This window comes from Cellulomonas sp. KRMCY2 (assembly GCF_000526515.1).
Lineage (GTDB): Bacteria > Actinomycetota > Actinomycetes > Actinomycetales > Cellulomonadaceae > Actinotalea.
This window is the reverse complement of the sequence record NZ_JAGF01000001.1, coordinates 4,378,340-4,403,353: the sequence shown is the minus strand read 5'-3', so window position 1 is coordinate 4,403,353 and position 25,014 is coordinate 4,378,340. Positions and strand designations below refer to the sequence as shown.

28 protein-coding genes and 2 tRNA genes are annotated in these 25,014 nt (G+C 73.4%); 18 read left to right on the top strand and 12 right to left on the bottom strand.

Annotated features, from left to right (window positions below):
* Window positions 1-65 precede the first annotated feature (65 nt).
* Both K415_RS0120695 and K415_RS0120690 read right to left on the bottom strand, forming a co-directional pair.
* Window positions 66-752 carry an ABC transporter permease gene (locus K415_RS0120695; protein ID WP_024288931.1) on the bottom strand — a complete coding sequence of 229 codons (687 nt, stop codon included), beginning with the start codon at window positions 750-752 and terminating at the stop codon, window positions 66-68.
* Window positions 749-1,417, bottom strand: a complete 669-nt coding sequence (locus K415_RS0120690; RefSeq protein ID WP_024288930.1) for an ABC transporter permease — start codon at window positions 1,415-1,417, stop codon at window positions 749-751. The genes K415_RS0120695 and K415_RS0120690 overlap by 4 nt, the downstream gene beginning before the upstream one ends.
* Window positions 1,418-1,481: 64 nt before the next feature.
* Here K415_RS0120690 and K415_RS0120685 point away from each other — a divergent pair, with 64 nt between their 5' ends.
* Complete coding sequence (locus K415_RS0120685) at window positions 1,482-2,567, top strand: ABC transporter ATP-binding protein (protein ID WP_051480691.1); 1,086 nt, start codon at window positions 1,482-1,484, stop codon at window positions 2,565-2,567.
* 6 nt (window positions 2,568-2,573) lie between these two features.
* Here the strand turns inward: K415_RS0120685 and K415_RS0120680 are convergent, their stop codons facing one another.
* The gene (locus tag K415_RS0120680; protein WP_024288928.1) at window positions 2,574-2,957 is read right to left on the bottom strand and encodes an STAS domain-containing protein; all 384 of its coding nucleotides are present in this window, start codon (window positions 2,955-2,957) and stop codon (window positions 2,574-2,576) included.
* A 208-nt stretch (window positions 2,958-3,165) separates the two neighbouring features.
* On the opposite strand from K415_RS0120680, the gene K415_RS0120675 reads away from it, so the two are divergent.
* Both K415_RS0120675 and K415_RS0120670 read left to right on the top strand, forming a co-directional pair.
* Window positions 3,166-4,095 (top strand): RimK family alpha-L-glutamate ligase, encoded by a 930-nt coding sequence (locus K415_RS0120675; protein WP_231494948.1) that lies wholly within the window; start codon window positions 3,166-3,168, stop codon window positions 4,093-4,095.
* Window positions 4,096-4,191: 96 nt separating this feature from the next.
* Window positions 4,192-4,267, top strand: a tRNA-His gene (locus tag K415_RS0120670).
* Between the two features lie 27 nt (window positions 4,268-4,294).
* Here the strand turns inward: K415_RS0120670 and orn are convergent.
* The 3 genes from orn to K415_RS0120655 all read right to left on the bottom strand — a co-directional run bounded on the left by orn (window position 4,295) and on the right by K415_RS0120655 (window position 5,781).
* Entirely contained in the window at window positions 4,295-4,936 is a 642-nt protein-coding gene (gene orn / locus K415_RS0120665) for an oligoribonuclease (RefSeq protein WP_029664285.1), read from the bottom strand.
* Between the two features lie 43 nt (window positions 4,937-4,979).
* Window positions 4,980-5,441: a hypothetical protein gene (locus K415_RS0120660; RefSeq protein ID WP_155859541.1), complete on the bottom strand. Its 462-nt coding sequence runs from the start codon at window positions 5,439-5,441 to the stop codon at window positions 4,980-4,982.
* 133 nt (window positions 5,442-5,574) lie between these two features.
* Complete coding sequence (locus tag K415_RS0120655) at window positions 5,575-5,781, bottom strand: hypothetical protein (RefSeq protein WP_024288924.1); 207 nt, start codon at window positions 5,779-5,781, stop codon at window positions 5,575-5,577.
* Here K415_RS0120655 and K415_RS25210 point away from each other — a divergent pair.
* A complete protein-coding gene (locus tag K415_RS25210; RefSeq protein WP_081785299.1) occupies window positions 5,776-6,660 on the top strand; it encodes a phosphatase PAP2 family protein in 885 nt (294 codons plus the stop codon). The genes K415_RS0120655 and K415_RS25210 overlap by 6 nt on opposite strands.
* Here the strand turns inward: K415_RS25210 and K415_RS0120650 are convergent.
* A tRNA-Arg gene (locus K415_RS0120650) sits at window positions 6,622-6,694 on the bottom strand. The two genes, K415_RS25210 and K415_RS0120650, sit on opposite strands and share 39 nt — an antisense overlap.
* 130 nt (window positions 6,695-6,824) lie before the next feature.
* Here K415_RS0120650 and K415_RS0120645 point away from each other — a divergent pair.
* From K415_RS0120645 to K415_RS0120615, 7 genes are all read left to right on the top strand, one after another.
* Window positions 6,825-8,558: a dynamin family protein gene (locus K415_RS0120645; protein ID WP_024288923.1), complete on the top strand. Its 1,734-nt coding sequence runs from the start codon at window positions 6,825-6,827 to the stop codon at window positions 8,556-8,558.
* Window positions 8,555-10,162, top strand: a complete 1,608-nt coding sequence (locus K415_RS0120640; RefSeq protein WP_024288922.1) for a GTPase — start codon at window positions 8,555-8,557, stop codon at window positions 10,160-10,162. The genes K415_RS0120645 and K415_RS0120640 overlap by 4 nt, the downstream gene beginning before the upstream one ends.
* An 83-nt stretch (window positions 10,163-10,245) precedes the next feature.
* Window positions 10,246-10,794: a single-stranded DNA-binding protein gene (locus tag K415_RS23135; RefSeq protein ID WP_024288921.1), complete on the top strand. Its 549-nt coding sequence runs from the start codon at window positions 10,246-10,248 to the stop codon at window positions 10,792-10,794.
* Window positions 10,795-10,859: 65 nt separating this feature from the next.
* On the top strand, window positions 10,860-12,542 hold the full coding sequence (gene ettA, locus K415_RS0120630; RefSeq protein ID WP_024288920.1) for an energy-dependent translational throttle protein EttA: 1,683 nt from the start codon (window positions 10,860-10,862) through the stop codon (window positions 12,540-12,542).
* A gap of 81 nt (window positions 12,543-12,623) precedes the next feature.
* Window positions 12,624-14,480, top strand: a complete 1,857-nt coding sequence (locus tag K415_RS0120625) for a hypothetical protein (protein ID WP_024288919.1) — start codon at window positions 12,624-12,626, stop codon at window positions 14,478-14,480.
* A complete protein-coding gene (locus K415_RS0120620; protein ID WP_081785298.1) occupies window positions 14,477-16,225 on the top strand; it encodes a GTPase in 1,749 nt (582 codons plus the stop codon). The genes K415_RS0120625 and K415_RS0120620 overlap by 4 nt, the downstream gene beginning before the upstream one ends.
* The gene (locus tag K415_RS0120615; RefSeq protein WP_024288917.1) at window positions 16,222-16,716 is read left to right on the top strand and encodes a thioesterase family protein; all 495 of its coding nucleotides are present in this window, start codon (window positions 16,222-16,224) and stop codon (window positions 16,714-16,716) included. The genes K415_RS0120620 and K415_RS0120615 overlap by 4 nt, the downstream gene beginning before the upstream one ends.
* Window positions 16,717-16,731: 15 nt before the next feature.
* Here K415_RS0120615 and K415_RS0120610 read toward each other — a convergent pair whose 3' ends face one another.
* The 3 genes from K415_RS0120610 to K415_RS0120600 all read right to left on the bottom strand — a co-directional run bounded on the left by K415_RS0120610 (window position 16,732) and on the right by K415_RS0120600 (window position 18,897).
* Window positions 16,732-17,493: a maleylpyruvate isomerase family mycothiol-dependent enzyme gene (locus tag K415_RS0120610; protein ID WP_024288916.1), complete on the bottom strand. Its 762-nt coding sequence runs from the start codon at window positions 17,491-17,493 to the stop codon at window positions 16,732-16,734.
* A gap of 59 nt (window positions 17,494-17,552) precedes the next feature.
* Window positions 17,553-18,425 carry an acyl-CoA thioesterase II gene (locus K415_RS0120605; RefSeq protein ID WP_024288915.1) on the bottom strand — a complete coding sequence of 291 codons (873 nt, stop codon included), beginning with the start codon at window positions 18,423-18,425 and terminating at the stop codon, window positions 17,553-17,555.
* A gap of 76 nt (window positions 18,426-18,501) precedes the next feature.
* The gene (locus K415_RS0120600) at window positions 18,502-18,897 is read right to left on the bottom strand and encodes a globin (protein WP_024288914.1); all 396 of its coding nucleotides are present in this window, start codon (window positions 18,895-18,897) and stop codon (window positions 18,502-18,504) included.
* A gap of 113 nt (window positions 18,898-19,010) precedes the next feature.
* Between K415_RS0120600 and K415_RS0120595 the strand changes: the two genes are divergently transcribed.
* Window positions 19,011-19,295: an HPr family phosphocarrier protein gene (locus tag K415_RS0120595; protein WP_024288913.1), complete on the top strand. Its 285-nt coding sequence runs from the start codon at window positions 19,011-19,013 to the stop codon at window positions 19,293-19,295.
* Between the two features lie 54 nt (window positions 19,296-19,349).
* On the opposite strand, the gene K415_RS0120590 is transcribed toward K415_RS0120595, so the two are convergent.
* Window positions 19,350-20,708 carry a PTS transporter subunit EIIC gene (locus tag K415_RS0120590; RefSeq protein ID WP_024288912.1) on the bottom strand — a complete coding sequence of 453 codons (1,359 nt, stop codon included), beginning with the start codon at window positions 20,706-20,708 and terminating at the stop codon, window positions 19,350-19,352.
* Between the two features lie 259 nt (window positions 20,709-20,967).
* Between K415_RS0120590 and K415_RS0120585 the strand changes: the two genes are divergently transcribed.
* The 6 genes from K415_RS0120585 to K415_RS0120560 are packed head-to-tail and all read left to right on the top strand — an operon-like array spanning window position 20,968 to window position 24,040.
* On the top strand, window positions 20,968-21,753 hold the full coding sequence (locus tag K415_RS0120585) for a GntR family transcriptional regulator (protein ID WP_024288911.1): 786 nt from the start codon (window positions 20,968-20,970) through the stop codon (window positions 21,751-21,753).
* The gene (locus K415_RS0120580; protein WP_024288910.1) at window positions 21,750-22,019 is read left to right on the top strand and encodes a glucose PTS transporter subunit EIIB; all 270 of its coding nucleotides are present in this window, start codon (window positions 21,750-21,752) and stop codon (window positions 22,017-22,019) included. Before K415_RS0120585 ends, K415_RS0120580 begins: the two co-directional genes overlap by 4 nt.
* Before the next feature lie 51 nt (window positions 22,020-22,070).
* A complete protein-coding gene (locus K415_RS0120575) occupies window positions 22,071-22,301 on the top strand; it encodes a glucose PTS transporter subunit EIIB (RefSeq protein ID WP_024288909.1) in 231 nt (76 codons plus the stop codon).
* Window positions 22,301-22,765, top strand: coding sequence for a PTS glucose transporter subunit IIA (locus K415_RS0120570; RefSeq protein ID WP_024288908.1), 465 nt, complete (start codon window positions 22,301-22,303; stop codon window positions 22,763-22,765). Before K415_RS0120575 ends, K415_RS0120570 begins: the two co-directional genes overlap by 1 nt.
* Window positions 22,756-23,490: an HAD family phosphatase gene (locus K415_RS23130; protein ID WP_024288907.1), complete on the top strand. Its 735-nt coding sequence runs from the start codon at window positions 22,756-22,758 to the stop codon at window positions 23,488-23,490. The genes K415_RS0120570 and K415_RS23130 overlap by 10 nt, the downstream gene beginning before the upstream one ends.
* Window positions 23,491-23,539: 49 nt before the next feature.
* Window positions 23,540-24,040 carry a PTS glucose transporter subunit IIA gene (locus tag K415_RS0120560; RefSeq protein WP_155859540.1) on the top strand — a complete coding sequence of 167 codons (501 nt, stop codon included), beginning with the start codon at window positions 23,540-23,542 and terminating at the stop codon, window positions 24,038-24,040.
* Here the strand turns inward: K415_RS0120560 and K415_RS0120555 are convergent.
* Entirely contained in the window at window positions 24,016-25,008 is a 993-nt protein-coding gene (locus tag K415_RS0120555) for a mechanosensitive ion channel family protein (RefSeq protein ID WP_024288905.1), read from the bottom strand. The two genes, K415_RS0120560 and K415_RS0120555, sit on opposite strands and share 25 nt — an antisense overlap.
* Window positions 25,009-25,014 lie beyond the last annotated feature (6 nt).

Sequence of the window (25,014 nt, the reverse complement as noted above, 5' to 3'; positions counted from 1 at the left end):
GGGTTCGGCTGTCGGCAGCGGTGCGGTGACCATTCGACCCCGGATGTCTGACATCGGCAAGGTCTTCACGCCTTGGCGAGCGCCCGCACGGGTCCCGGGGTGAGCAGACGCTGCCCGATCGAGAGCACCGTCTCGGCCAGGACGCACAGCAGAGCGACGAGCACGCCACCGGCGACCACCTCGCCGAAGCGCCGCGTCGCGAGGCCGGTGATGATGATCGGCCCGAGGCCGCCGCCGCCGACCAGACCCGCCAGCGGCACGGTCGCGATGACCTGCACGGTCGCCGTGCGCAGGCCCGCCGCGATCAGCGGCAGGGCCAGCGGCAGCTCGACGAGCGCGACCGAGCGGGCGGCGGACATGCCCATGCCGCGTGCTGCGTCCCGGGTGTCCGCGTCGACCTCGAGCATCCCGGTCCAGGCGTTCGTCAGGATCGGCGGGATCGCGAAGACGGCCGCCGCCAGGACCGTCGGCCGGTTCCCGAAGCCGATCGACGTCGAGGCGAAGATGAGCAGCAGGGCGAACGTCGGCAGCGCCCGGGAGGTGTTCGCCGCCACCACGGTCAGGGTGCCGCCCCGGCGTCGGTGGCCGAGCCAGACCCCGAGCGGGAGTGCGATCACGGCCGCGATCAGGACGGCGACGGCCGACATGCCCAGGTGCTCACCGGTCAGTGCCACGATGCCGTCCGGTCCCTGCCAGTTCAGGGGGTCGTTGAGCCACCGGAAGGCCTGCTCGAGGATGTTGCCCTCGCTCATGCCGCACGACCCGTCCTGGCCCACGGCGTCGCGAGCCGGCCGAGGAGCATCACGAGCAGGTCCGCGGCGAGCGCGATCGCCAGCGTCAGCAGGGTGGCGGTCACGATCTCGGCGCGGTAGCTGCTGTTGAACCCTCGGTACATCAGCTGGCCGAGGCCCCCGTAGCCGACGACGACGCCGATCGTCACCAGGGCGACGGTCGTGACAGTCGCGAGCCGGATGCCGACGATCACCGAGGGCAGGGCGTTGGGCAGCTCGACGCGCAGCAGCATCCGGGCCCGGCCGTAGCCGAGGCCACGCGCTGCGTCGCGGACCTCGGGGTCCACACCCTCGAGACCGACCAGGATGTTGCGCACCAGCACCAGCAGCGCGTACGCGACGAGTCCGATCAGCACCGTCGTCCGCCCGATGCCGGTGAACGGCGCGAGCACGGCGAACAGGGCGAGGGACGGGATCGTGTACAGGATCCCGGCGATCCCCAGGACGGTGCCGGCGACCCGGGGTCGGCCGTGGGCCAGGACGGCCAGCGGCAGGGCGAGGCACAGGGCGATCAGCACGGCCTGCACGGTCAGGGTGATGTGCTGGCCGAGGGCCTCGGAGATGTCCGCCCAGTTGTCCTGCACGTAGGACCACGAGAGCCAGGGGTTGGCGGGCTCGGTCGTCACCGTGACGACGCTACCGGTGCGCTCCGGCGGACGCGATGCCCGCGGCCGGGTAGCGTCCCTGCGCATGAGCACGCAGCGCCCCGCCCCGCTCGGCCCGACGGAGCCGGTGATCCGTTTCGAGCAGGTGCGCAAGGAGTACCCGGGCGGCACGGTGGCCGTCGAGGGCCTCGACCTCGAGGTCCACGAGCGCGAGCTGCTCGTCCTGGTCGGCCCGTCCGGCTGCGGCAAGTCGACCACGCTGCGGATGGTCAACCGCCTCGTCGAGCCGACCGGCGGGCGGGTCCTGCTCCAGGGGCAGGACGTCGCCCGGACCGATCCCGTCGCGCTGCGCCGGCACATCGGGTACGTCATCCAGAACGTCGGCCTCTTCCCGCACCGGACGGTGGGGCAGAACGTGGGGACGGTGCCGGCGCTGCTCGGCTGGGGCGCGCGCCGGATCCGCGACCGGACGGCCGAGCTGCTCGAGCTGGTCGGCCTGCCGCCGGCGACGTACAGCCGGCGCTATCCGCACCAGCTCTCCGGCGGCGAGCGGCAGCGCGTCGGCGTGGCACGCGCGCTGGCCGCCGACCCGCCCGTCCTGCTGATGGACGAGCCGTTCGGCGCCGTCGACCCGTCCGGGCGGCGCCGTCTTCAGCAGGAGTTCTGGCGGATCCAGCGGGAGCTCGGCACGACAGTCATGTTCGTCACGCACGACATCGACGAGGCCGTGCGCCTCGGCGACCGGATCGCGGTGTTCGCCCGCGGCGGTCACCTCGAGCAGCTCTCCGACGCGGTGGACCTCCTGGCTCGTCCGGCCAGCGCCATGGTCGCCGACCTCGTCGGGAGCGGCCGCGCGGTCCGGCTCCTCGCCATCGGGGAGATCACACCGGAGGATGTCGAGCCGCGGCCCGCGCTGGGCACCGGGGCTCCAGGACCGGTCGACGGACCGGGGGCCCCGCAGCTCGGCCCGGCCGAGGGTCTGCGCCTGGGCAGCCGGCTCGACGACGCCTTCGCCGCGCTCGCTGCGTCCGGGGGCCGGCCGGTGCCCGTCACCGGGCCCGCCGGCTCCGGCTCCGTCGTCGGTGTGCTGACGCCGGACGGCCTGCTCGGGGCGCTGCGTCGGATGACGACGACCGCGCCGGAGCCGGTCGACGACGCCGCCGACGGGTGAGGCTCGTCAGACCGACGGCCCGCTGCCCTCACCCGGCGTGACGTCCTCGTCGTCGGTGAGCGGGAGCAGCCGGTCGACGCCGGTGATGCTCAGCAGCTCGCGCAGCATCCACGGCGCGTTGTGCAGCGTGACCGGGTACCCACCGGCCTCACCGTCGCGCGCAAGGCGCACCAGGATCGACATCCCGGTGGAGTCGATGAAGGTCACCCCGCGCGCGTCGATGACGACCGGAAGGCCACGGTCGGCGACCGCCTGACACAGGTCGGCGGAGTCCCGTCGCACCTCGAGGTCGATCTCACCCCACACCCGGACGACTGTGCGCCCCGGCTCGTCCTGCAACGCCATCCCGGAGGTCTGACCGTCATGCTCGCGACCGTGTGCCTCGATCATGCCCTTCCCTTCCCTGCGCTGGACGTCAAGGCTCCCCTCGGATCCAACCGCACTCCCGGCCGCTCGGCACTGCGGAACCGCTCCCACCGGCGCGTACGGGTGAACGCCGTCGGCCCCGTGGGACGGCGCGCGTCCCGTCGGCCGGCCCGGTTGTCCCGGTCGGCGGCCTCGCGCGGCGGGGGTGCTCGTGCGCGTCTATCGTGTCTGCGTGACACGAATCGCCTTGGCCACCTGCTCCGCCCTGCCGGACCTCCACCCCGACGACGCCCCGCTGCTCGGCGCGCTCACCTCGCGTGGTCACGCGGTCGACGCCGTCGTCTGGGACGACCCGACTGTCGACTGGTCGGCCTTCGACCTCGTCGTCATCCGCTCGACCTGGGACTACGCCCAGCGGCGGACGGAGTTCCTGACCTGGGCCGCCCGGGTCGAGGAGGTCTCGGCACTGGCCAACCCCTACGCGGTGGTGCGGTGGAACTCCGACAAGCACTACCTGCACGAGCTCGAGGAGGCCGGGGTGCCGATCGTGCCGACGATGTGGCTCGAGCCCGAGCGGCACCTGTCCTCGCGCGCGCTGCACACCCGTTTCCCGGCGAACGGTGACTTCGTCATCAAGCCGGCGGTCTCGGCCGGGTCGGTGGACACCGGGCGCTACACGGCGATCGACGCCGGTTCGCGCGGTCTTGCGATCCAGCACGCCCGCCGCCTGCTCGGCGCCGACCGGACGGTCATGGTCCAGCGCTACCTCAACAGCGTCGACACCGTCGGCGAGCGCGCGCACATCTTCCTGTCCGGCGAGTACTCGCACAGCGTCCTGAAGGGCGCCATGCTCGACGGCCCCGACGTCGGCGTCGACGGCGTCTACAAGGAGGAGCGGATGAGCCGGATCGTCGCGTCGGACGACGAGATCGAGGCGTCGCGGCACGTGATCCGGACCGCACGCCGGCTGCTGACCGAGTCGGCCGACGGTGTCGAGGACGTCCCCAAGCCGTTCCTGTACGCGCGCGTCGACCTGGTCAGCAGCGACGACGGCGCCCCGGTGCTGATGGAGCTGGAGATGGTCGAGCCCTCGCTGTTCACCGCGCTCGGTGACGGTGCCCTCGACCGGTTCGCTGACGCGATCGCGACCAGGGCGTCCTGAGAGCGCCGGACCGGCGAACGGGGCCGGTGATCGGAGCACCCGCTCCGACCCGGTAGACTCCTCGTCGGTTCATGGCTGACCAGCCGATGGATCGTGGTGGCTATAGCTCAGTTGGTAGAGCACCTGGTTGTGGTCCAGGGGGTCGCGGGTTCAAGTCCCGTTAGCCACCCCACCGCAGGACGCGCGAAGCGCGGCTGTCTCAGGGCGCGTTGCGTCCCTGCCGGACAGAGCTCGCGCTGACCTCCGCGGCGATCCGCTTGGCAGTGGTCGAGTCGGGTCCCGGCTGGGCGACGAGCATCGCGGCGCGGTAGTACCGCAGCTCGTCGATGCTCTCGAGGATGTCGGCCAGGGCCCGGTGCCCACCGTTCTTCTCCGGCGAGGCGAAGTAGATCCTCGGGTACCAGCGCCGGGCGAGCTCCTTGATCGAGGAGACGTCGATGACGCGGTAGTGCAGGTGGCCGACGAGCTCGGGCATGTCGCGCTCGAGGAACGCCTTGTCGGTGCCGACCGAGTTGCCGGCCAGCGGTGCCTTGCCGACCCCGGGCACCCACTCGCGCAGGTACGCCAGGACCTGCTCCTGCGCCTCGTCGAGCGTGAGGCCACCGGGCAGCTCGGTGAGCAGGTCCGACGTCGTGTGCATGTTCCGGACGAACGGGTCCATCTGCTCGAGCGCCTCGACCGGCGGGGTGATGACCACGTCGACGCCGTCGCCGAGCACGTGCAGCTCGGAGTCGGTGACCACGGCTGCGACCTCGATCAGGGCGTCACGGGTCAGGTCGAGACCGGTCATCTCGCAGTCGATCCAGACGATCCGGTCGTTGGCGGCGGGGGCGGTGCTCACGCGCTCACTGTACGGGGTCCGCTCTTGGCTCCCGGTCGGCCCGTCAGCCTGGACGATGCCCGTCGGACCGCCCGGCAGCAGACCCTTCGGCACCGGCCGGCCCCGCGGGGTGGTGCAGACCGGGGACCGTCGCGGCGACCCACGAGGCGATCAGGACGACGGCCCCGGCGCCCAGGGCGCCCGCCCCGGTGGCCCACAGCTGCGCGCCCGCCCAGGCCATCACCGCCCCGGTCGTGATCGTCGCCGCGCCGGCGAGCACCGCGCGCTCGCGCCAGCCCGACGGCGGCGTCGGTGCGGCGGGCGGTCCGCCAGTCGGCCCGGCAGCCGCTGCAGGTGCCGGTGCGGCCGCCGGCGGGTCGAGGTGCACGGGCGTCGGGGCGGTGACCGACCGGTGGTCTATGGCCGACCGGTGGTCTGCGGGCGTCGCAGGGTGGTCGCGCGCGTCGCCGGGGACCTGCTCGGAGACCGGCCGAGGAGTCGGCTCGGGTGCGGAGTGGCGGCCCATCAGCTGTGCCGGACGGTGGCCGGCCACACGGGGTTCAGCGGGACCATGAGCACATGGTGGCAGACACGGCGAAGGCGGGCCGCAGGTGCGGCCCGCCCCGTGTCGTCGGACGTCGGTGTGTCGGACGTCGGTGTCAGGCGACCGCGGGGCGGCCGTCCGACGTCGACGTGCTCGAGCTCGTGCTCACGGCCGGTCGCGCGGACCGGTCGAAGGACCGGTTCGCGGGACGGGTGTCCCGGCGGCCGGCGGTGCGACGCGCGAGCGTCTGCTCGCGGGTGCGCTGTGCGATCACGTCGTCGTGCTCGCGGACTGCTATCTCGTAGACGGTCAGGGGATGCATGGCGGTGCTCCAGAAGGTGTGAGTGGATGGACCGGGAGGACTGGCCAGGTTCTTCACCGCGGTAGGACGAGAGTCCCAGGTGACCGACAGGGAGCGCACGTGAATTTCGGACATGACGGTGCAGACCGGGTGCGTAGGCTGCGCCGTCGATGGGCCTGGTGGGCCCGCGCCCGGGGCTCCGAGATCGCCGTCGGTGCCGGGCTCGCGCTCGTGGTCCTCGGTACCGCGGGCTTCCTCGGGGTGTTCGACGCGGTCCGGGAGAACGACGACCTCGCGACGCTCGACCAGCCGGTCCTGGATGCGCTCGTCGCAGGACGCGGCCCGGGCCTGACCGCGGTCATGGCTGCCATCTCCACGGCCACCGGCCCGCAGGTGCTTCCGGTGCTCGTCCTGGTCGGCTGCCTCACCTGGGGGTACCTCGGACGGAGCTGGTGGCAGCCGGTGCTCCTGATGTCCGCGATGGCCGCTGCGGCCCTGGTCTCCCTCACCCTCAAGGCCGTCATCGCGCGGCCCCGCCCGCCCCTGGGCACGATGGATGTCGCCGGCTCGGAGAGCACCTACTCGTTCCCGTCCGGGCACACGATCGGCACCGCGACGCTGCTGCTGGTCGTCGGGTACCTGCTGTGGGTGCGGGCACCGACCGTGCGCTCCCTCGTGATCTGGCTCGTGGCAGCCGGGACCGGGACGCTTGTCGTGGCGCTGAGCCGCCTGTACCTCGGCTACCACTTCGTCACCGACGTGGTCGCGTCGGTGATGCTCGCAACGGCCGTCCTCGGTGGGGTCGTCGTGATCGACCGGCGCCGGGCGGCCGGTGCGGCGCGCGCGGCGGGGCTCGAGGGGCGCCCCCGGCAGGACTCGAACCTGCAACCTACGGATTAGAAGGCCGTTGCTCTATCCGTTGAGCTACGGGGGCTTGGCCGAACCAGCGTAGTCGTCCCCGCAGCGCTCCACCGGCCCGACCCGTCCGGTCCGGCCCGCGTCTGCTCGGCCCTGCACCGGCGCGCGTGTTTGGCCTGGGCACACCGGCACGGGAGGATCGTGCTGTGACACCGCAGCCGCCGACCACCGCACGAGGTGGTCCTGTCGGCTCCGCCGGTCCGAGCCGCCGGGACGTCGCGCGTCCGACGGCGAGCGCATCGCTGCTCGACGCGGTCAGCGATCTGCGTCGGGACGTCGACCGGACGCGCTTCCCCCTTCCGCTCGATGACGTCGACGTCGCAGAGGCCCGGCGACGCCAGCTCCTCGACCAGCTCGACGACCACCTGCTGCCGCGGCTGCGCGAGCTGTCCGCCCCGGCGGTCGTGGTCGTGGCCGGATCGACCGGGGCCGGCAAGTCCACGCTGGTCAACTCCCTGCTCGGCACGGAGGTCAGCAAGGCAGGCGTGCTGCGGCCGACGACCCGGCGCCCGGTGCTCGTCCACAACCCGGACGACAGCGAGCTCCTCGCCGACCACCCGCTGCTCGCGATCGTCGACGTCGTGGCCCACCAGGGTGTGCCGCGCGGCATCGCGCTGGTGGACGCTCCTGACCTCGACTCGCTGCTCGCGACCAACCGCAGCACAGCCCACCGGCTGCTGGAGGCCGCTGACCTGTGGATCTTCGTCACCACTGCTGCGCGCTACGGCGACGCGCTGCCGTGGGAGGTGCTCGACCGCGCGACCGAGCGCGGGACGTCGATGGCGATGGTGCTCAACCGGGTCCCGGATGCGGCGCTGGTCACGGTGCGCGGCGACCTCATGGCCCGGCTGCGTGCGCGGGGGATGGTCGCGGTGCCCTTGTTCCTGGTGCCCGACGTCGGACCGCACGAGGGGCTGCTCGACGCACGGGCCGTCGCACCCATCCTGCGGTGGCTCGCCATGATCGCCGGACCGGACCGGGCCCGATCGGTGATCGCCAGGACGCAGCGTGGCTCGCTCGCCGCGCTCCGCCCGTGGGTCGACGACCTTGCCGAGGCCGTGCAGGCGCAGGTCGATGCTCGAGCCGGCCTGCTGACCGTGATCGACGGTGTGGTCGAGGCGCCGGCCCGGCGCTCGGCCGAGGCGGCTCGCGGTGGTGCTGTCGCCGACGGCCCCGTGCGCGGGAGCTGGGCCCGCCTGTCCGAGGGCAGGGGACCGCTCGCCGGACGGTGGACCTCCCGACGACGTCGACCGGAGCGCGTCGCCGGTCTCGCGGCGCTGGCCGACGAGCTGCGGTCCGCGACGACCGTCGCCTTCGCCTCGGCCCGTTCCGCTGGTCAGCGGGCGGTGGTCGGTGCGCTCGCCGCGACCGACGCGGTCGGGGCGAGCGGCGTCCTGGCCGGGCTCGCCGAGCCGGTGACCACCGGACCGGAGCCGGTCGCTGCCGTCGGCGGTCCGACCGGGACGGCCGATGACCGGGCCGCGTCCTACCGGCGGATCGCCGAGCCGGCGGAGTCGGCAGGGGACTGGCTGCTCGCCGCGGGGCAGCAGGCCGGTCAGCTGCAGACGACCTCGGACCGCCGTCGTCGGCGCCGCATCGCCCGGCTGACCCGGGCCGTGGGCGACGACGGTGTGGCGACCCTGCTCGCTGCGGCGGCGGCAGGACTCGAGCCGGCGTCAGCGGTCCTGGCCGCGATGCTCGGTCCCGGTGCCGCCGACGACGCCGTCGGGCATCTCACCGAGGACCTGGCCGAGCGTGCTGGTCAGCAGGCCAGGTCGGGCGTGGCGCCGGCCGTCGCGGAGCTCGCCTCCGACGACCTCGCCGACGACGCCGCCTCGCTGCTGCGCCTCCGCCTGGCAGTCCTCAAGGGACTCATATGAGCGACACCCGGGCACCGACGCACGGCACCGCGGCACCGACCAGCGGTCCGCGCACAGCCGCTCTGCTGCAGCGCGTCGAGGAGCTCGAGCGGGCGATCGCGCGCGGCGCGCCGTGCGTCGGCGAGGCGACGGTCGCCAGGGTGCAGACCACCCTCGACGGGGTGCGCGAACGCCTCGCCCTCGGCGTCGACCACACGATCGTCGCGCTGGTCGGCGGGACCGGGTCCGGAAAGTCCACCGTCTTCAACGCGCTGACCGGGCTGGAGTTCGCCGACGTCGGCGTCCGGCGACCCACCACGTCCCAGGTCACCGCATGCGTCTGGGCCCACGACGCGAGCGCGTTGCTCGACTGGCTCGAGGTCGCCCGGGACCGTCGGATCGAACGGGAGAGCGCGCTCGACGGTGAGTCGCAGGCCGACCTGCGCGGTCTCGTGCTGCTCGACCTGCCCGACCACGACTCGGTCGAGCCGGAGCACCGTGCGGTCGTCGACCGGCTGCTGCCGCTCGTGGACCTGCTCGTGTGGGTCGTCGACCCGCAGAAGTACGCGGACGACGCGCTGCACACCGGCTACCTGCGGCATCTGGTCGGCCACGAGGGCGCGATGCTCGTCGTCCTCAACCAGATCGACACCGTCCCGATCGACGCCCAGGCCGGCCTGCTGCGTGACGTGTCCCGGCTGCTGCGCGAGGACGGTCTCCTCGACGTCGGCGTGCACAGCGTCTCGGCCCGCAGCGGGGACGGGATCCCGGTCGTGCGCGGGGTCCTGGCTCGCGCGGTCGCGGGTCGCGGTGTCGCCGAGCTCCGCTCGGCCGTGGAGCTCGACGACGCCGCGCGCGTCCTCGGCACCGCCGTGGGCGAGGGTGAGCTCGCCGAGGCGCGTCTCCCGGTCGCCGACGCGGTCGACGGCCTGGCCGAGGCCGCCGGGCTCGCCGGGATCGTCGCCGCGGTCGAGGCCGCTGTGCGCGCGGGGCGGGCCATGGCCGGTCGGCTGGGGCCGCTCCAGGCCGACCGGGTGGGACTCGTCCGGAGCGCCTGGCTCGACCAGGTGGGTCACGGGCTGCCCGTGCCGTGGCAGGAGTCCCTGGCCGGATCGGTCGCCGGCACGGACGAGCTGGTCCGGGCCGCGGACGACAGGATCGGCTCGGTTCCGGTCAGCGTCCGGGGCGCGGCTGTCGCCGTCCTGGTGCGCGTGCTGGCCGCGGGGTGCGGTCTGCTCGCCCTGCTGGGGCTCGGGGTGACCGGCGGGACGGCCATCGCCGGCGGGGCGTGGGACGACCGCGGGACCCTGCTCGCGACAGCCGTCGCAGCCGTCGTGGGGCTCGGCCTGTGGGCGCTGGGGGCGGTGCTGCGCCGGTGGACCGCCCGGCGGCGCGCGGCACAGCTCGGTGCCGCTGCCCGGGAGGTCCTCGGCCAGGTGGTCGAGGTGTCGCTCGCGCGGCCGACGGCGCAGGTGCTCGCCGACCATCGCGCCGTCCGGACGGCAGCAGCGGGGCGGGTCGCCGTCGGTGCTGACGCATCGACAGGCGCCGACATCCACGGCACGGGACATCCGCAGCACGTGACATCCACAGGCCCCGACACGTCGGGCTCATCCCCAGCGTGAGGTGACCCTCGCCGCACCACCGGCGCGCAGCCGGGACTCTCGCTCCAGGGCCGGATCGGCCGGCCCACGGTGCAGGAGGAACGATGAGCTCCAACGGACTGATGGTCACGGTGGTCGGGTGGGCGGCGTCGACGCCCCGTGAGGTGGTCGGCGACGGCGTACCGTTCACGAGCTTCCGCGTGGCGACCACCCCCCGGTACTTCGACAACCGGCAGGGCGCATGGACCGACGGCCGAACCGAGTGGATCACTGTCAAGGCGTTCCGGGACGTGGCGTTCAACGTCGCGTCCTCGATCCACAAGGGCGAGCCGGTGCTGGCGTACGGCCGGTTGCGCACCGAGGACTGGGTGGGTGAGAACGGCCCGCGCACCGGGCTCGTGCTGGAGGCCACTGCCATCGGCCACGACCTGACGCGCGGCAGTGCGAAGTTCGCCAGGACCGTCTACACGACCGGTCCGCGGGATGCCGAGGTGGGTCCCGGTCCGGCCGAGGAGTCCGGTGCGGCGCAGCCGGACGGTGACGCGCAGGGCACAGGACTCGACCTGACCGACCCGTGGGCGACGCCGGCGGGCGGGGTCGTCGGTGACGAGGTCGCAGCGCTCGACAAGGAGGTCCTGCTCGCGACGCCGTAGGCTGGCCGGTGCCCCGGCGCACCGCAGCGCGCCGTCCCCGATCGACACCAGGAGCACATACCCACGTGGCTGAGTTCATCTACACCATGTACAAGGCGCGCAAGGCGCACGGCGACAAGGTGATCCTCGACGACGTCACCATGAGCTTCTTCCCCGGTGCCAAGATCGGCGTGGTCGGCCCGAACGGTGCCGGGAAGTCGACCATCCTGAAGATCATGGCCGGCCTCGACGAGCCGTCCAACGGCGAGGCGAGGCTCTCGCCCGGGTACACGGTCGGGATCCTGCTCCAGGAGCCGCCGCTCAACGAGTCCAAGACCGTCCTGGGCAACGTCGAGGAGGGCGTCGCCCCGATCAAGGCCAAGCTCGACCGGTTCAACGAGATCTCCCAGCTCATGGCCGAGCCCGATGCGGACTTCGACACGTTGCTGGCCGAGATGGGCGAGCTCCAGGAGGCCCTCGACCACGCGGGCGCCTGGGACCTCGACGCCCAGCTCGAGCAGGCGATGGACGCGCTGCGCTGCCCGCCGCCGGACGCGGACGTCTCGATCCTGTCCGGTGGCGAGCGGCGCCGCGTCGCCCTGTGCAAGCTGCTGCTCGAGAAGCCCGACCTGCTGCTGCTCGACGAGCCGACCAACCACCTCGACGCCGAGAGCGTGCTGTGGCTCGAGCAGCACCTGTCCGGGTACGCCGGCGCCGTCCTCGCCGTGACCCACGACAGGTACTTCCTCGACCACGTGGCCCAGTGGATCGCCGAGGTCGACCGCGGTCGGCTCTACCCGTACGAGGGCAACTACTCGACGTACCTCGAGAAGAAGCAGGCGCGGCTCGAGGTCCAGGGCAAGAAGGACGCCAAGCTGTCCAGGCGGCTCAAGGACGAGCTCGAGTGGGTCCGGTCCTCCGCGAAGGGCCGTCAGACGAAGTCCAGGGCGCGTCTTGCCCGGTACGAGGAGATGGCCTCGGAGGCGGACCGCACCCGCAAGCTCGACTTCGAGGAGATCCAGATCCCGATGGGTCCGCGCCTCGGTGGGCTCGTGCTCGAGGCGAGGGACATCAGGAAGGGCTTCGACGACCGGGTCCTGATCGACAACCTGAGCTTCACGCTGCCGCGCAACGGCATCGTCGGCGTCATCGGCCCGAACGGCGTCGGCAAGACGACCCTGTTCAAGACGATCGTCGGCCTCGAGCCGCTCGACGACGGCGAGCTCAAGATCGGCGAGACGGTCAAGCTGTCCTACGTCGACCAGTCCCGTGGTGGGATCGACCCGAAGAAGACCCTCTGGGAGGTCGTCTCGGACGGGCTCGACTTCATCAAGGTGGGCAACGTCGAGATGCCGTCGCGGGCGTACGTCGCCGCGTTCGGCTTCAAGGGCCCGGACCAGCAGAAGCCGGCCGGTGTGCTCTCCGGCGGTGAGCGCAACAGGCTCAACCTCGCGCTGACGCTCAAGCAGGGTGGCAACCTGCTGCTGCTCGACGAGCCGACGAACGACCTGGACGTGGAGACCCTCGGCTCGCTCGAGAACGCCCTGCTCGAGTTCCCGGGCTGCGCCGTGGTGGTCTCGCACGACAGGTGGTTCCTCGACCGCGTCGCGACGCACATCCTGGCCTACGAGGGCACCGACGAGGACCCGTCGGCCTGGTACTGGTTCGAGGGCAACTTCGACTCCTACGAGGCGAACAAGGTCGAGCGGCTCGGTCTCGAGGCGGCCCGGCCGCACCGTGTCACCTACCGCAAGCTGACCCGCGGCTGAGGTCCGGGCTCGTCGATCCGACATGAGCGGCGCGACTGCGCCACACTGGCCGGGAGCGAGCGACTGACGGGAGACCAACGGGTGAGCGGGACGGACCTGGCAGCCGGCGAGCTGCTCGTCACCCTGACCGCCCTGCGTGCCGCGGTGGCGGACCTGCGCTTCCCGCTCGAGCTGCCCGGGGTCGATGCGGAGCGCGCTCGTGCTGCCGGCCTCGTCGACCATCTCGACGACTACCTGATCCCGCGGGTCCGTCAGATCGGCGCGCCGCTGCTCGCCGTCGTCGGCGGATCGACCGGGGCCGGCAAGTCGACCCTGGTCAACAGCGTGGTCGGCACGTCGGTGACGGCCGCCGGTGTGCTGCGTCCGACCACGCGCTCACCGGTCCTCGTGCACCACCCGGACGACGGCGCCTGGTTCGCCTCGGAGCGCATCCTGCCGCGGCTGCCACGGGTCACCGGCGGGGACGCGGAGGGCCGGGCACTGCGCCTCGTGCCGCACCCGGCCGTACCGCGCGGCCTCGCGCTCCTGGACGCCCCGGACATCGACTCCGTCGTCGTGGCCAACCGGGAGATGGGCGAGGAGCTGCTCGGGGCCGCGGACGTGTGGGTCTTCGTGACGACGGCGGCGCGGTATGCCGACGCCGTGCCCTGGGACCTGCTGGCTGCGGCCGCCCGACGACGGGCCGTGGTCGTGATGGTCCTCAACCGGGTCGAGCCGGCCGCCCGGGACGCCGTCACCGCTCACCTCGGGGCGATGCTCAGCGAGCACGGACTCGCGGACTCGAGGCTCTTCACCGTCGCGGAGTCGCGCCTGGACGACGGTCTGCTCCCGAGCAGTGCTGTCGCTGCCGTCACCACCTGGCTGCGCTCGGTCGCGGGCGACGCGGCGGCCCGCGACGGGCTGGTCCGGCGCACCGTCCGGGGGGCGGTCGACGACGTGGTGGCCCGATCGCCCGGCCTTGCGGCCGGCGCCGACGCCCAGGTCGCCCACGCCGAGCGCCTGCGCGGTGTGGCCACCGCTGCCTACCGCGACGCGCAGCGCTCGCTCGAGACGGCCACCTCGGACGGCACGATGCTGCGCGGGGAGGTCCTCGCCCGGTGGCAGGAGTACGTCGGGACCGGGGAGCTGCTCCGGGCCATCGAGGCGAAGGTCAGCACGTGGCGGGACCGCGCGACGGCCGCGCTGCGCGGTCGGCCGGCCCCCGAGCCGATCACTGCGGCCATCGGGCACGGTCTGGTCGACCTGGTGCAGGATGCTGCCGACCGCGCCGCCGACCACACGTTCGCGACCTGGCACGCCGATCCGGCCGGCATCCGGCTGGTCGACGGGCTGCGGCTCTCCCGGTCCTCGACGGATCTGCGTGAGCGGATCGCCGGCGAGATGCGCGACTGGCAGTCCGGTGTGCTCGACCTGGTCTCGACCGAGGGCGCCGAGCGACGCACCACCGCCCGGGTGCTGTCCTTCGGGGTCAACGGGCTCGGTGCCGCCCTGATGGTCGCGATCTTCGCCTCCACCGGTGGGCTCACCACGGCGGAGGTCGGTGTCGCCGGCGGGACGGCTGTGCTGGCCCAGCGGCTGCTCGAGGCGGTGTTCGGCGACGACGCCGTGCGGCGGTTGACGCGCACTGCGCAGCACGACCTCGCGGCGCGGTTGGCGAGGCTGCTGGAGATCGAGGCCGGTCGGTTCACCACGGTGCTGGACGCCCTCGACCTGTCGCCGAGCACCGGGGACCGGATCCGCGCAGCGGCCAGGGCGGTCGCAGCGGCAGCGCCGGGACCGGACGGGCCGGAGGACGGCGAGCGCGGTCCCGTCGCTGGGCGGCGGGCCGGCACGGGTGACGGCGCCGGCCGTGGCGGGGTCGGCGAGGGTCTGCTCGGCGAGCCGGAGCACGACGACGGCGGTCTGCGCGGCTGGTGGCGGCGGATGTGGCGGCCATGACGGTCACCGTGCGGCTCGACAACCTCGCTCAGGCGATCCGAGCGGGCCGAGGCGTCCTGCCGGACGATCTCGTCGTCCGGGCACGCGAGGTCGGGGAGCGGGCGGGGCACCGGCTGCGGCTGTCCGCCGAGCACACCGTCGTCGCCTTCGCCGGGTCGACCGGTTCGGGCAAGTCCTCGCTGCTCAACGCGGTCATCGGCCTACCGCTCGCCGAGGTGGACGTGCTCCGCCCGACGACCTCCGAGGCGTTCGCCGTGGTCCGCGGCGAGGCCGGTTCGGCCCCGCTGCTCGACTGGCTGGGGGTGCGCCGCCGCCATCAGCTCCCGCCCGTCGAGCCACCGGCCGGCGCGGCGCCAGCCACCGGCGACGACGAGGGTCTCGTCCTGATCGACCTGCCCGATCATGACTCCGTACGTACCGAGCACCGCCTCGAGGCCGAGCGACTCGTCGCCCTCGTCGACCTCATGGTCTGGGTCGTCGACCCGCAGAAGTACGCCGACGCGGCAGTGCACGAGCGATACCTGCGGACCCTCGGTGCGCACGCCGAGGTCGTGTTCGTCGTCCTGAACCAGGTGGACAGGCTGACCGTGGCCGAGCGGGCCGCCTGCCGTCGCGACCTCGAACGACTGCTCGCCGACGACGGTCTGCCGGGCGTCCGGGTGCTCGAGGTCTCGGCGCGCACCGGTGAGGGCGTCGCGGCCCTCCGGGCGGCGCTCGACGAGGCGGCGCACCGACGGGTCGCCGCGCAGGCGCGGCTCGAGGCCGACGTGATCGCCGTGGCCGGCCGGATCCGGGAGCTGTGCGGTGGGACCGACGGTGCGCCGCACGCGTCGCGGACCGAGCTGGTCGACGCGCTCGCCCAGGCGGCCGGGGTGCCGGTCGTCGTCGAGGCGGTGCGTCGGGCCCACCTGCTGCACGCGCGCGCGGCGACCGGCTGGCCGCTGACCCGGTGGGTCGCCAGGTTCAGGGTGGACCCCCTGCGCCGGCTGCACCTCGGCCCGGGCTCGGGCGGATCGGGCGTCGACGGTTCGGCGCCCAGGGGCTCGGGACGCCGCGGGCCGGGGCCGACCGCGACGGCACGGGGCCGCCGCGGGACCCTGGACGAGGTGATCCGCACATCCGTGCCACCACCCGGCCAGGCCGAGCTCGCCCGCGCGCGCGCCGCCGTCCGCGCCTTCACCGACTCCGCGACGACCGGGTCACCGGACCTCTGGGTGCTCGCCGCCCGGGCCCGCACCGACGGCATCGCCCAGGCGCACGACCTCCCGGATGCGCTGGACCGCGCGGTCAGCGGCACACCGGTGGCCGGTGAGCGGCGACCCCTGTGGTGGTCCGTGGTCGGCGGCCTCCAGTGGTTGCTGCTCGCGTTCCTGGTGGCCGGGCTGGGTTGGCTCGGCGTCCTGGCCGGGCTCGGCGTGCTGCGGATACCCGTGCCCGACCCACCGGCCTGGGGTGAGGTCTCCCTGCCGACTGCCGCGGTCGTGGTCGGTGTGCTGCTCGGCCCGCTGGTGGCCGGGCTGGCCCGGCTGGCCGCCGCCACCGGGGCGCGTGCCAGGGCACGGCGGGCCGGCAACGGGCTGCGTGCCGCGGTGGCACAGGTCGCCGACCAGCTCGTGGTCGAGCCGGTCGACGAGGTGCTCGCGCGGCTGCGTGCCTGCCGTACCTCGGCGGACCGTGCCGGAGCACCGAGCAATCGATCCCGCCGCGCCACCGGGCGTCGGCACCGAGACAAGGACCGACCATGACCCGCCTGCTGGTACCCGTCCCGCTGCGCTGGGCAGACATGGATGCCTACGGGCACGTCAACAACGTCGCCGTCCTGCGGCTGCTCGAGGAGGCGCGGATCGCCGCCTTCTGGCGGCACCCCGAGGCGCCCGATCCGGGCACCTGGCCGACGGCGGTGCTGGACGCGGGCCCCGGGGCCGCGACCCACACGCTCGTCGCGCGGACGGAGATCGAGTACCTGCTGCCGATCGGCTACCGGCGCGACCCGGTCACCGTCGAGATGTGGCTCGGCCACCTCGGCGGCGCGAGCATCGACGTGTGCTACCAGGTGACCGGTCAGGACGCGGGGGGGCGGGTGGTCTTCATCCAGGCGACCACGACCCTCGTCCTGATCGACGCGGCGACGGCGCAGCCGCGGCGGATCAGTCCGCAGGAGCGAGCTGTCTGGCAGCCGTACGTCGAGCCGCCGGTCGTGCTGCGACGCCGGCGACCGGCCGCACAGGACGACTGACCGCGCCGCGCCGCGTCATCCGTTGGTGCGGGCGGCGAGGGTGGCGACCCCGGGGCCGGAGAGCTCCGGGAGCACGACACACCGGCCCACCATCGCCAGGACGAGGGCCTCGAGCGGACCGGAGACCTCGACCCCCTCGCCCGCCGCCCAGCCCGTGTCGGTGGCCGCCAGGCGCAGCCCCGCCACCCGGCCGGGCACCTTGAGCGCGGCGTCGGCGTGCAGCGTGTCGGCCACGGCGCGCAGCACCTCGGGGTCGAACGACCACGGCAGCCCGAGAGCGCGACGGATGTCCTGCGTGTGCGCGACGACCTCCGCCAGGACGTTCGCCACGGATCGGCCCGGCGGCAGCGTCCGATGGGAGATGGCGGCCCGGTAGCCGTCCAGGACGTCGGCCACCGGGGCGGATCCGCGGCGGACCGCGTCCTGGTGCAGGACCTTGCTCAGGCGGAACCCTGAACGGATCATGTCGGGGAGCCCGCCGACGAGGGAGAACCGCTCCGGCATGGTCATGTGGGCGACCACGTCACGGACCCGCCACCCCGTGCACAGGCTCTGCGTGTCCCACTGAGCGGGCGTGAACGCCTCGGCCTGGGCGGCGAGCTCGGTCCGGAGGGAGACGATCCGGTCCCAGGTGTCCATGAGCGTGCTCTCCGTTCCGGCACCGACCGGCGCCCACTGATCGCCGACCGCCGACCGCCGATCGCCGACCGCCGCCCACCGGCGGTCCGAGATCCGGACGCCCTGGGGCGTCATGAGGACGCCCGGTGCGGCCGTCATGACGTCGATTCTCGCGCACCCGGTGAGTCCTCGGAGGGCAGATCACGGCCCCGAACTGCTCAGTCCTCCGCCGGCAGACGGATCATCCCCTCCTGGGCGATGGTCGCCACGAGCGCACCGTCGCGCGTGTAGACGCGGGCCGCGCCGAGCCCGCGACCGCCGTGCGCCGAGGGCGCCGACTGCACGTAGAGCAGCCACTGGTCCACGTGAATGTCCTGGTGCCACCACATCGCGTGGTCGAGGCTCGCGATGGACAAACCGGGGCTCGCCCAGCTCCTGCCGTGCCGCCGCAGGATCGGCTCGAGCATCACCTGGTCGCACGCGTAGGCCAGCAGGGCGCGGTGCAGCACCTGGTCGTCCGGGAGCGGTCCGCGGGCCCTCATCCAGACCATCTGGCGATCGGTGCGGACCTGCGCCGGGGCCAGGTAGATCGACTCCTCGACGTGCCTCAGGTCGAAGGCGCTCGCCTGGGTCCAGAACGCCGCGATCGGGTGGTCGACCGGGGCCAGCACGTCCAGCGCGCTGCGGATGTCCTCGGGCGGCGGCACGGACGACGGCGGGGTGTCGGCATGCTCGACGCCCGCCTGCTCGACCTGGAAGGACGTCGTCATCGCCAGGATCGGCACACCGGCCTGCAGCGCGTGGGTACGTCGGGCACTGAAGGAGCGGCCGTCACGCAGCCGCTCCACCGCGAACGTGATGGGAAGCGCGACGTCGCCGGCGCGCAGGAAGTAGCCGTGCACCGAGTGCGGCAGGCGGTCGTGCCCGACGGTCGCCCCGGCCGCGAGCATGGACTGCGCCAGGACCTGGCCGCCGAAGACCCGGCCACCGGGCTTGGGCAGGCTCGTGCCGGTGAAGGTGTCCGCGTCGATGCGGTCCAGGGTGAGCACCTCCAGGACCGTGCGCAGCGGGTCCGGGTCCGGCGTGGTCATCGGGCTCCTCGAGCGTCGTAGCGGCGGGGGTTCGGGTGGTCCCGGCGTGGTCGGTCCGCGGACCACTCGGTCGTCGTCAGTCGTCGACGGTGTTGAGCATCGCGTGGGCCGCGCGCTCGAGGTAGTCCCACAGGGTCGCATGCTGCAGCGGCGGCAGCTCGAGGGCGTCGACGGCCGCGCGCATGTGCGTGAGCCACCGGTCGCGCGCGGCAGGGCTGACCTTGTACGGCGCGTGCCGCATCCGCAGCCGCGGGTGGCCGCGGGCGTCGCTGTAGGTCGTCGGGCCGCCCCAGTACTGCTCGAGGAAGGTCCGCAGCCGTTCGGCGGCCGGGCCGAGGTCCTGCTCGGGGTACATCGGCCGCAGCAGCTCGTCGGTGGCGACGCCCGCGTAGAAGACCTCGACCAGCCGGCTGAAGGTCGGTGCACCGCCGACGGCGGCGTAGAAGGAGTCGGGGTGCTCGGCGGGGCTCACCGGCTCATTGTCGCCCAGGCCCGAGGCGCCGGAGTCCGGCCGAGGCGCTAAAGTGGTCCAGACCAGTTGGCCGCGCTGTCGTGCGACCACACCCCGACGCCCCGGAGCCCACCGTGCCCGAACGCCGTGTCACCGTCGCCATCGCCGAAGGGCTGCACGCCCGACCGGCGGCCCTCTTCGCCCAGCTCGCCGCCGCCCAGCCGGTCGCGGTGACCATCCGCAAGGACGGCGGGGCGCCCATGGCGGCAGCCAGCATCCTCTCCGTGATGGCGCTCGGCGCGGGTGCGGGCGACGAGGTCGTCCTCGCCGCCGACGGTGAGGGTGCTGAGGCATGCCTCGACGCGCTGAGCGACTACCTGCTCGCACGGAACGGGGCGGAGCACGGTCAGGTCGGCTGACCTGGCCCTGCCCCGCCCCGGCTTCGGTTCAGGCTCGCGGGTCGGGCACTCGGGTCACGTTCGCGACGTCCCCGAGCCCCTGCCCGGTGCGACGTCCGGGCCCCCCGTTGCCGTCGCAGCGGCCGGCGCGTCCGTCGGCTGGTCGGTGAAGAGGCCGTCGGTGATGTCGCTGCCGACGCCGTCCGGTTCGCGGCCGGGCGTCCAGAGGTTCCACTTCGTGATCACGAACCGGAACAGGAAGTAGTACACGACCCCGTAGGCCAGGCCGATCAGGATGAGCAGCAGGGGCTTCTCGGCGATCCTGAAGTTGAGCAGGTAGTCGATCGCCCCGGCACTGAAGCCGAACCCGTGGCGGATGCCGAGCGCGTTGACCAGGGCCAACGAGGTTCCGGTGAGAACCGCGTGGATCGCGTAGAGCGGGTAGGCGACGTAGACGAAGGCGAACTCCAGCGGTTCGGTCACGCCTGTGACGAAGGAGACCAGTGCCGCGGAGCCCATGATGCCGGCCATGATCTTGCGCTTCTCCGGCCTGGCGGTGTGCACGAAGGCCAGGGCAGCCGCCGGCAGGGCGAACATCATGATCGGGAAGAAACCGGTCATGTAGGCGCCGGCCGTCGGGTCGCCGTGCAGGAAGCGCAGGATGTCGCCCTGCCAGACCTCACCCGAGGCATCGGTGTACTCGCCGAACTGGAACCACGGCAGCGAGTTGAGCAGGTGGTGCAGGCCGAAGGGCAGGAGCAGACGGTTCGCGGTGCCGTACACGAAGCCACCGAGGATCGCCGAGCCGGTGACCCACTCACCGACCGCGGTCAGGCCGGTGTCGAAGGCCGGGTAGATCAGGGCGCCGATGACAGCGATGAGCACGGCCATGCCGGCGGTGATGATCGGCACGAAGCGTCGTCCACCGAAGAACGCCAGGTAGGGCGGCAGCTTGATCCGGTAGTACCGCTGGTAGAGCAGTGCCGCGACGAGGCCGATGACGATGCCGCCGAGGACGCCGTAGTTGATCAGCTCCTGCGTCTCGCCCTCGGCGGCCTTGCCGAGGGCGTAGGGCGACAGCGCGTCCGAGACACCCTTGAAGACGAGGTAGCCGATCAGGGCCGCGAGGCCCGTCGACCCGTCGGACTTGCGCGCGTAGCCGACGGCGACACCCAGGGCGAAGAGCATGGGCAGGTTCGCGAACAGCGCGTTGCCGGCGGCGGCGAGCACGGCGGCAACCGGCAGCAGCCAGTCTCCCCAGGAGCCGGCGAGGCCGTTGACACCGAGCATGTCGTCCTGGCCGAGGCGCAGCAGCAGGGCGGCGACGGGCAGTGAGGCGATCGGGAGCATCAGCGACCGGCCGATGCGTTGCAGCTGGGCGAGGCCAGGGAAGGGCCGCTTCTCGCGGGCCTCGGTGGCGGTGGTGGCGGTCATGCGTTGGCACTCCTCACCGTGCGGGTGCGACCTCCGGCGGGCGCCGGGGCGCTCCGGTCCGACATCGCCCGGGGCCACGTCCGTGTGGCCCGCAGTCGCCGCGGGGGTGAACTGCGCTAGATGTCTGGACCAGTGAGGTTCACCATGGTGGAATGGACCATAGGGTGTCAAGGACACCACCCGCGCCAGGCGTGGCCCGGGGTACCCGGGGCGACGACGGGCCGGGGACGAGGGCGGCAGAAGGGCTGGGTGTGCGACGGTGCGTCACTCGGTGCTCAAGTACGTCCGGGTCCGCGACTACCTGCGCTCGCTGGTCACCCATGAGCTCACGGTCGGCGATGCGATCCCCTCCGAACGCGTCCTGTGCGAGCGGTTCGGCGTCTCGAGGATGACCGTGCGGCAGGCCGTCGACGCCCTCGTCGTCGAGGGCCTGCTCGACCGGGAGCAGGGCCGCGGCACCTTCGTCGCGCCGACCAAGGTCGATCTCGAGGTTCGGCTCGCCTCGTTCGGCGAGGAGATGCGCCGCCGCGGCATGGAGCCGTCGTCCACCGTGCTCGCCGCGGAGGAGGTCGTCGCCGCTCCCGACGTCGCTGACGCGCTGGACCTGGTGCCCGGGGAGCGCGTGCACTACCTGCACAGGGTCCGGCACGCGGACGGGGAGCCGATGGCGATCGAGCAGACGTGGCTGCCGGCCGCCCTGGTGCCGGGCCTGCTCGCCGACGGCCCGCCGGAGAGCATCTACGGCGAGCTGCGGCGCCGCGGCCTGGCCCCGGACTGGGGCGAGGACACGGTCGCCGCCTCCGAGGTGGACGCCCAGGACGCCACTCTGCTCGGCCTGCGGCCCGGGGCCGCCGTGCTCCGGCTCACCCGTCGGACCTTCACCGGAGATGTCGCATGCGCCTACTCCCGGTCCTCCTACCGGGCGGACCGGTACGTGCTCTGGGTGCCGCTGACCGCACCGCGGGCCGCCGTGACGCCGCGGGACGGACGAGGAGTGCGCCATGACGGGCGCCACGACGAAGGAGTGCAGGTGATCGCGACGTGACCGGCAACCGCAAGGCCAGGCCGAGCGACCGGCCGAGCGAGCAGGCGGCGCAGATCCTTGCCGCGCTCGGCGGCGTCGCCAACATCGTCGACATCGAACCCTGCACGACCCGGCTGCGCTCCGAGGTCCGGGATCCGGGCCTGGTCGACGTCCCTGCGCTCCGGGCTGCCGGGGCGCACGGGGTGATGGTTGCGGGCCGGGTCGTCCAGGTCGTCGTCGGGCCGACCGTCGACGTGCTCGCGAGCGATCTCGAAGAGCTGATGTGACTACTGTGGATGTGCGGCAGACCTGCCCGCATCCGGTCCCGAGGAGGACAGATGAGCAAGGCTGAGCAGATCCTGGCGGCCCTCGGTGGCGACGCGAACATCCTGGATCTCGAACCGTGCATCACCCGGCTTCGGGTCGAGCTCGAGGACCCGTCGCTCGTCGACGAGGCGGCGCTCAAGGCTGTCGGCGCGTTCGGCGTCGTCCGCTCCGGCCGGGTCGTCCAGGTCGTCGTCGGTCCCGAGGCCGACACCCTGGCATCGGACATCGCGGACCTTCGCTGATGCCGCCGTCGCTCATCGTGCTGGCGCCGGTCGCCGGCACGGTGCTCGCGATGACGGATGTCGCCGACCCGGTCTTCGCCGGCGCGATCGTCGGTCCCGGACTGGCGGTCGACCCGGACCGCCCCGGCGAGAGCACTGTCGTGTCGCCGGCGGCCGGGACGATCATCAAGCTGCACCCGCACGCCTTCGTGCTGCAGGTCGCCGACGGTCGCGCGGTCCTCGTGCACCTGGGTCTGGACACCGTCCAGCTCGCCGGCGCCGGCTTCACGCTGCACGTGTCGGAGGGTGACGAGGTCGCCGCCGGTGACCAGGTGGTCAGCTGGGACCCGGACGCGGTCGAGGCGGGCGGCCGCTCGCCGGTCTGCCCGGTCGTCGCTCTCGAGGGCGTGGCCGCGTCGGTGCGAGGTCTCGTCCGCCCGGGCGCGCGGATCGACGTCGGCGCACCCCTGCTCGAGTGGGACTGAGGACGACCGCGACCGGTTCACGGGGCCAGGACCTCGCGCGCCTGCTCGACGGACCGGGGGCCGGCCTGCTGCTCGACCTCGACGGCACCCTCGTCGACAGCGAGCCGATCCATCGGGCGGCCTACGCCGAGTACTTCGCCGGACGCGGCTGGCAGGTCCCGGACAGCGTCGTCCAGCAGTTCTCGGGTCGCCGCGCCGCCGAGGTCTTCGCCACCCTCGAGGGCCCGTGGGCAGGGCAGGACCCTGACCTCCTGACCGAGGGGATCATCGCGGTCCTGCGCCGCACGACGGCGCGCCCGATCGCCGTTCCCGGGGCCCGCGAGCTCCTGTGGGAGTGCGCGGCGGCGGGTCTGCCGGTCGCCGTGGTGACCTCCGCGCGTCGCGAGTGGGTCCGGGCCGTGATGGGGCACCTGGTCGACGACGGCCGCACGGTCCCGGTGGTCGCCGCCGAGGACTACCAGCACGGCAAGCCCGACCCCGAGCCGTACCGCCTGGGTGCGGCACTGCTCGGCCTGCCACCGGGCGGGCTGGTCGCCGCAGAGGACACCTCGGCCGGGATCGCGTCGGCCCGCAGCGCCGGTGTCGGCTACGTGATCGGGGTCTCGACCGGTCCGCAGGCGCCCGCCGGCGCCGACGCGATCCACCCCGACCTCTGGCCGCTGACCCGGGCGGTCGAAGGCACCCGCAGGGGAGCGGCCGGGCCGGGTCCGCGGGCTCAGCACTAGGCTGGGAGGACCGAGCAACGGTACGACCACAGGTCTGGGGGGTTGCGTCATGACTGCCCGGGCACACAGGAGCATGGTCGAGGTCACCGCGCCCCTCGCCGGCACCATCGTCGCTCTCGAGGACGTCCCCGACCCCGTCTTCGCCGGCTCCGTCGTGGGACGCGGTCTCGCCATCCTGCCCGCCGAGCCGGAGACGGTCGGTCCGGACGCCGGGCGGGTCGTCGTCGTGGCCCCGTGCGCGGGGCGGCTGCGCGGCGTGTACCCGCACGCGCTGATGATCCAGATCGACGGCAACCGTGCGGTGCTCGTGCACCTCGGCCTGGACACCGCCCAGCTCGACGGCGACGGCTTCGACGTCGCCGCGCGGGAGGGGGAGTGGGTCGTCGAGGGTCAGCCGCTGCTCGCCTGGTCGCCCGCGATGGTGCGCGCCGGTGGCCGGTCGACCCTGTGCCCGCTGGTTGCCATCCGGGCCACCGAGACCGAGGTCGTCCAGCTGCTCGAGCCGGGTGACCGGGTCGCCGAGGGTCAGGGCATGCTGCTCTGGTCCTGAGGCTCCGGCCGGGTCTCACGCTCGACGAGCAGCTCGCGCCGCGGCAGGGCGAGGACGACGCCCTGGGCCTCGAAGAGGTCCTTGATCCGGGCCCGCAGCACCCGCTGCACCTCCCACTGCCTGGCCGGCGCCGTCTTGATCATCAGGCGGAGCTTGACCGCCTCGGCCGTGAGGTCCTCGTAGGCGGTGATCTCCGCGTCGGCGAGCAGGTACGGGGCGAGCTCGTCGTCCGCCGCGATCTCCTGCCCGACCCTGCGCAGCAGGTCCGTGGCGCGGCCGACGTCCGTGTCGGGCGGCACGAGCACCTCGACCCGCGCCTTGGACCAGCCCTGCGTCATGTTGCCGACCCGCACCACCTCGCCGTTGCGGACGTACCAGAGGGTGCCGGACAGGTCACGGATCTGGGTCACCCGCAAGCCGATCGCCTCGACGGTGCCGGTCGCCGAGCCGAGGTCCACGACGTCGCCGACGCCGTACTGGTCCTCGACGAGCATGAAGATCCCCGAGATGAAGTCCTTGACGAGGGTCTGCGCGCCGAAGCCCAGCGCGACCCCCGCCACCCCGGCGGAGGCGAGCACCGGGCCGAGGTCCCAGCCGTTGATGTTCGCGACGACCGTGAGCACGACGATGCCCACCACGAGGGCGGCCGACGAGCGCATCACCGAGCCCATCGTCTCGGCCCGCTGGACCCGGCGCGCGACGGCGAACTGGTCGGAGGCCGGGACGGCGCCGCCCGCGCGGGTGCTCATCAGCAGCCGCCGTGCATGCCGCCGGACGTGGGTGCCGCCCTGGATCACGGAGCGCACCGTGCGGGTGACCAGCCAACGGGTCAGCGCCAGGACGACGACGCCGACCGCGATCGCGATCAGGGACTGCAGCGGCGCACCGACCAGCCAGGAGAACCACTGCTCCGGCGAGGGCGGGTCCGTGGCGGCGGCGGTCAGGGTCGGGTGTGCGGCGAACGGCATGTCAGG

Excerpts from the sequence above, each read along its gene's own strand:
- K415_RS0120695 (WP_024288931.1), bottom strand. The coding sequence starts at position 752 with ATGAGCGAGGGCAACATCCTCGAGCAGGCCTTCCGGTGGCTCAACGAC.
- K415_RS0120685 (WP_051480691.1), top strand. The coding sequence starts at position 1,482 with ATGAGCACGCAGCGCCCCGCCCCGCTCGGCCCGACGGAGCCGGTGATC.
- K415_RS0120680 (WP_024288928.1), bottom strand. The coding sequence starts at position 2,957 with ATGATCGAGGCACACGGTCGCGAGCATGACGGTCAGACCTCCGGGATG.
- K415_RS0120660 (WP_155859541.1), bottom strand. The coding sequence starts at position 5,441 with ATGGGCCGCCACTCCGCACCCGAGCCGACTCCTCGGCCGGTCTCCGAG.
- K415_RS25210 (WP_081785299.1), top strand. The coding sequence starts at position 5,776 with ATGCATGGCGGTGCTCCAGAAGGTGTGAGTGGATGGACCGGGAGGACT.
- K415_RS0120655 (WP_024288924.1), bottom strand. The coding sequence starts at position 5,781 with ATGCATCCCCTGACCGTCTACGAGATAGCAGTCCGCGAGCACGACGAC.
- K415_RS0120640 (WP_024288922.1), top strand. The coding sequence starts at position 8,555 with ATGAGCGACACCCGGGCACCGACGCACGGCACCGCGGCACCGACCAGC.
- K415_RS23135 (WP_024288921.1), top strand. The coding sequence starts at position 10,246 with ATGAGCTCCAACGGACTGATGGTCACGGTGGTCGGGTGGGCGGCGTCG.
- K415_RS0120620 (WP_081785298.1), top strand. The coding sequence starts at position 14,477 with ATGACGGTCACCGTGCGGCTCGACAACCTCGCTCAGGCGATCCGAGCG.
- K415_RS0120615 (WP_024288917.1), top strand. The coding sequence starts at position 16,222 with ATGACCCGCCTGCTGGTACCCGTCCCGCTGCGCTGGGCAGACATGGAT.
- K415_RS0120610 (WP_024288916.1), bottom strand. The coding sequence starts at position 17,493 with ATGACGGCCGCACCGGGCGTCCTCATGACGCCCCAGGGCGTCCGGATC.
- K415_RS0120605 (WP_024288915.1), bottom strand. The coding sequence starts at position 18,425 with ATGACCACGCCGGACCCGGACCCGCTGCGCACGGTCCTGGAGGTGCTC.
- K415_RS0120590 (WP_024288912.1), bottom strand. The coding sequence starts at position 20,708 with ATGACCGCCACCACCGCCACCGAGGCCCGCGAGAAGCGGCCCTTCCCT.
- K415_RS0120575 (WP_024288909.1), top strand. The coding sequence starts at position 22,071 with ATGAGCAAGGCTGAGCAGATCCTGGCGGCCCTCGGTGGCGACGCGAAC.
- K415_RS0120570 (WP_024288908.1), top strand. The coding sequence starts at position 22,301 with ATGCCGCCGTCGCTCATCGTGCTGGCGCCGGTCGCCGGCACGGTGCTC.
- K415_RS0120560 (WP_155859540.1), top strand. The coding sequence starts at position 23,540 with ATGACTGCCCGGGCACACAGGAGCATGGTCGAGGTCACCGCGCCCCTC.
- K415_RS0120555 (WP_024288905.1), bottom strand. The coding sequence starts at position 25,008 with ATGCCGTTCGCCGCACACCCGACCCTGACCGCCGCCGCCACGGACCCG.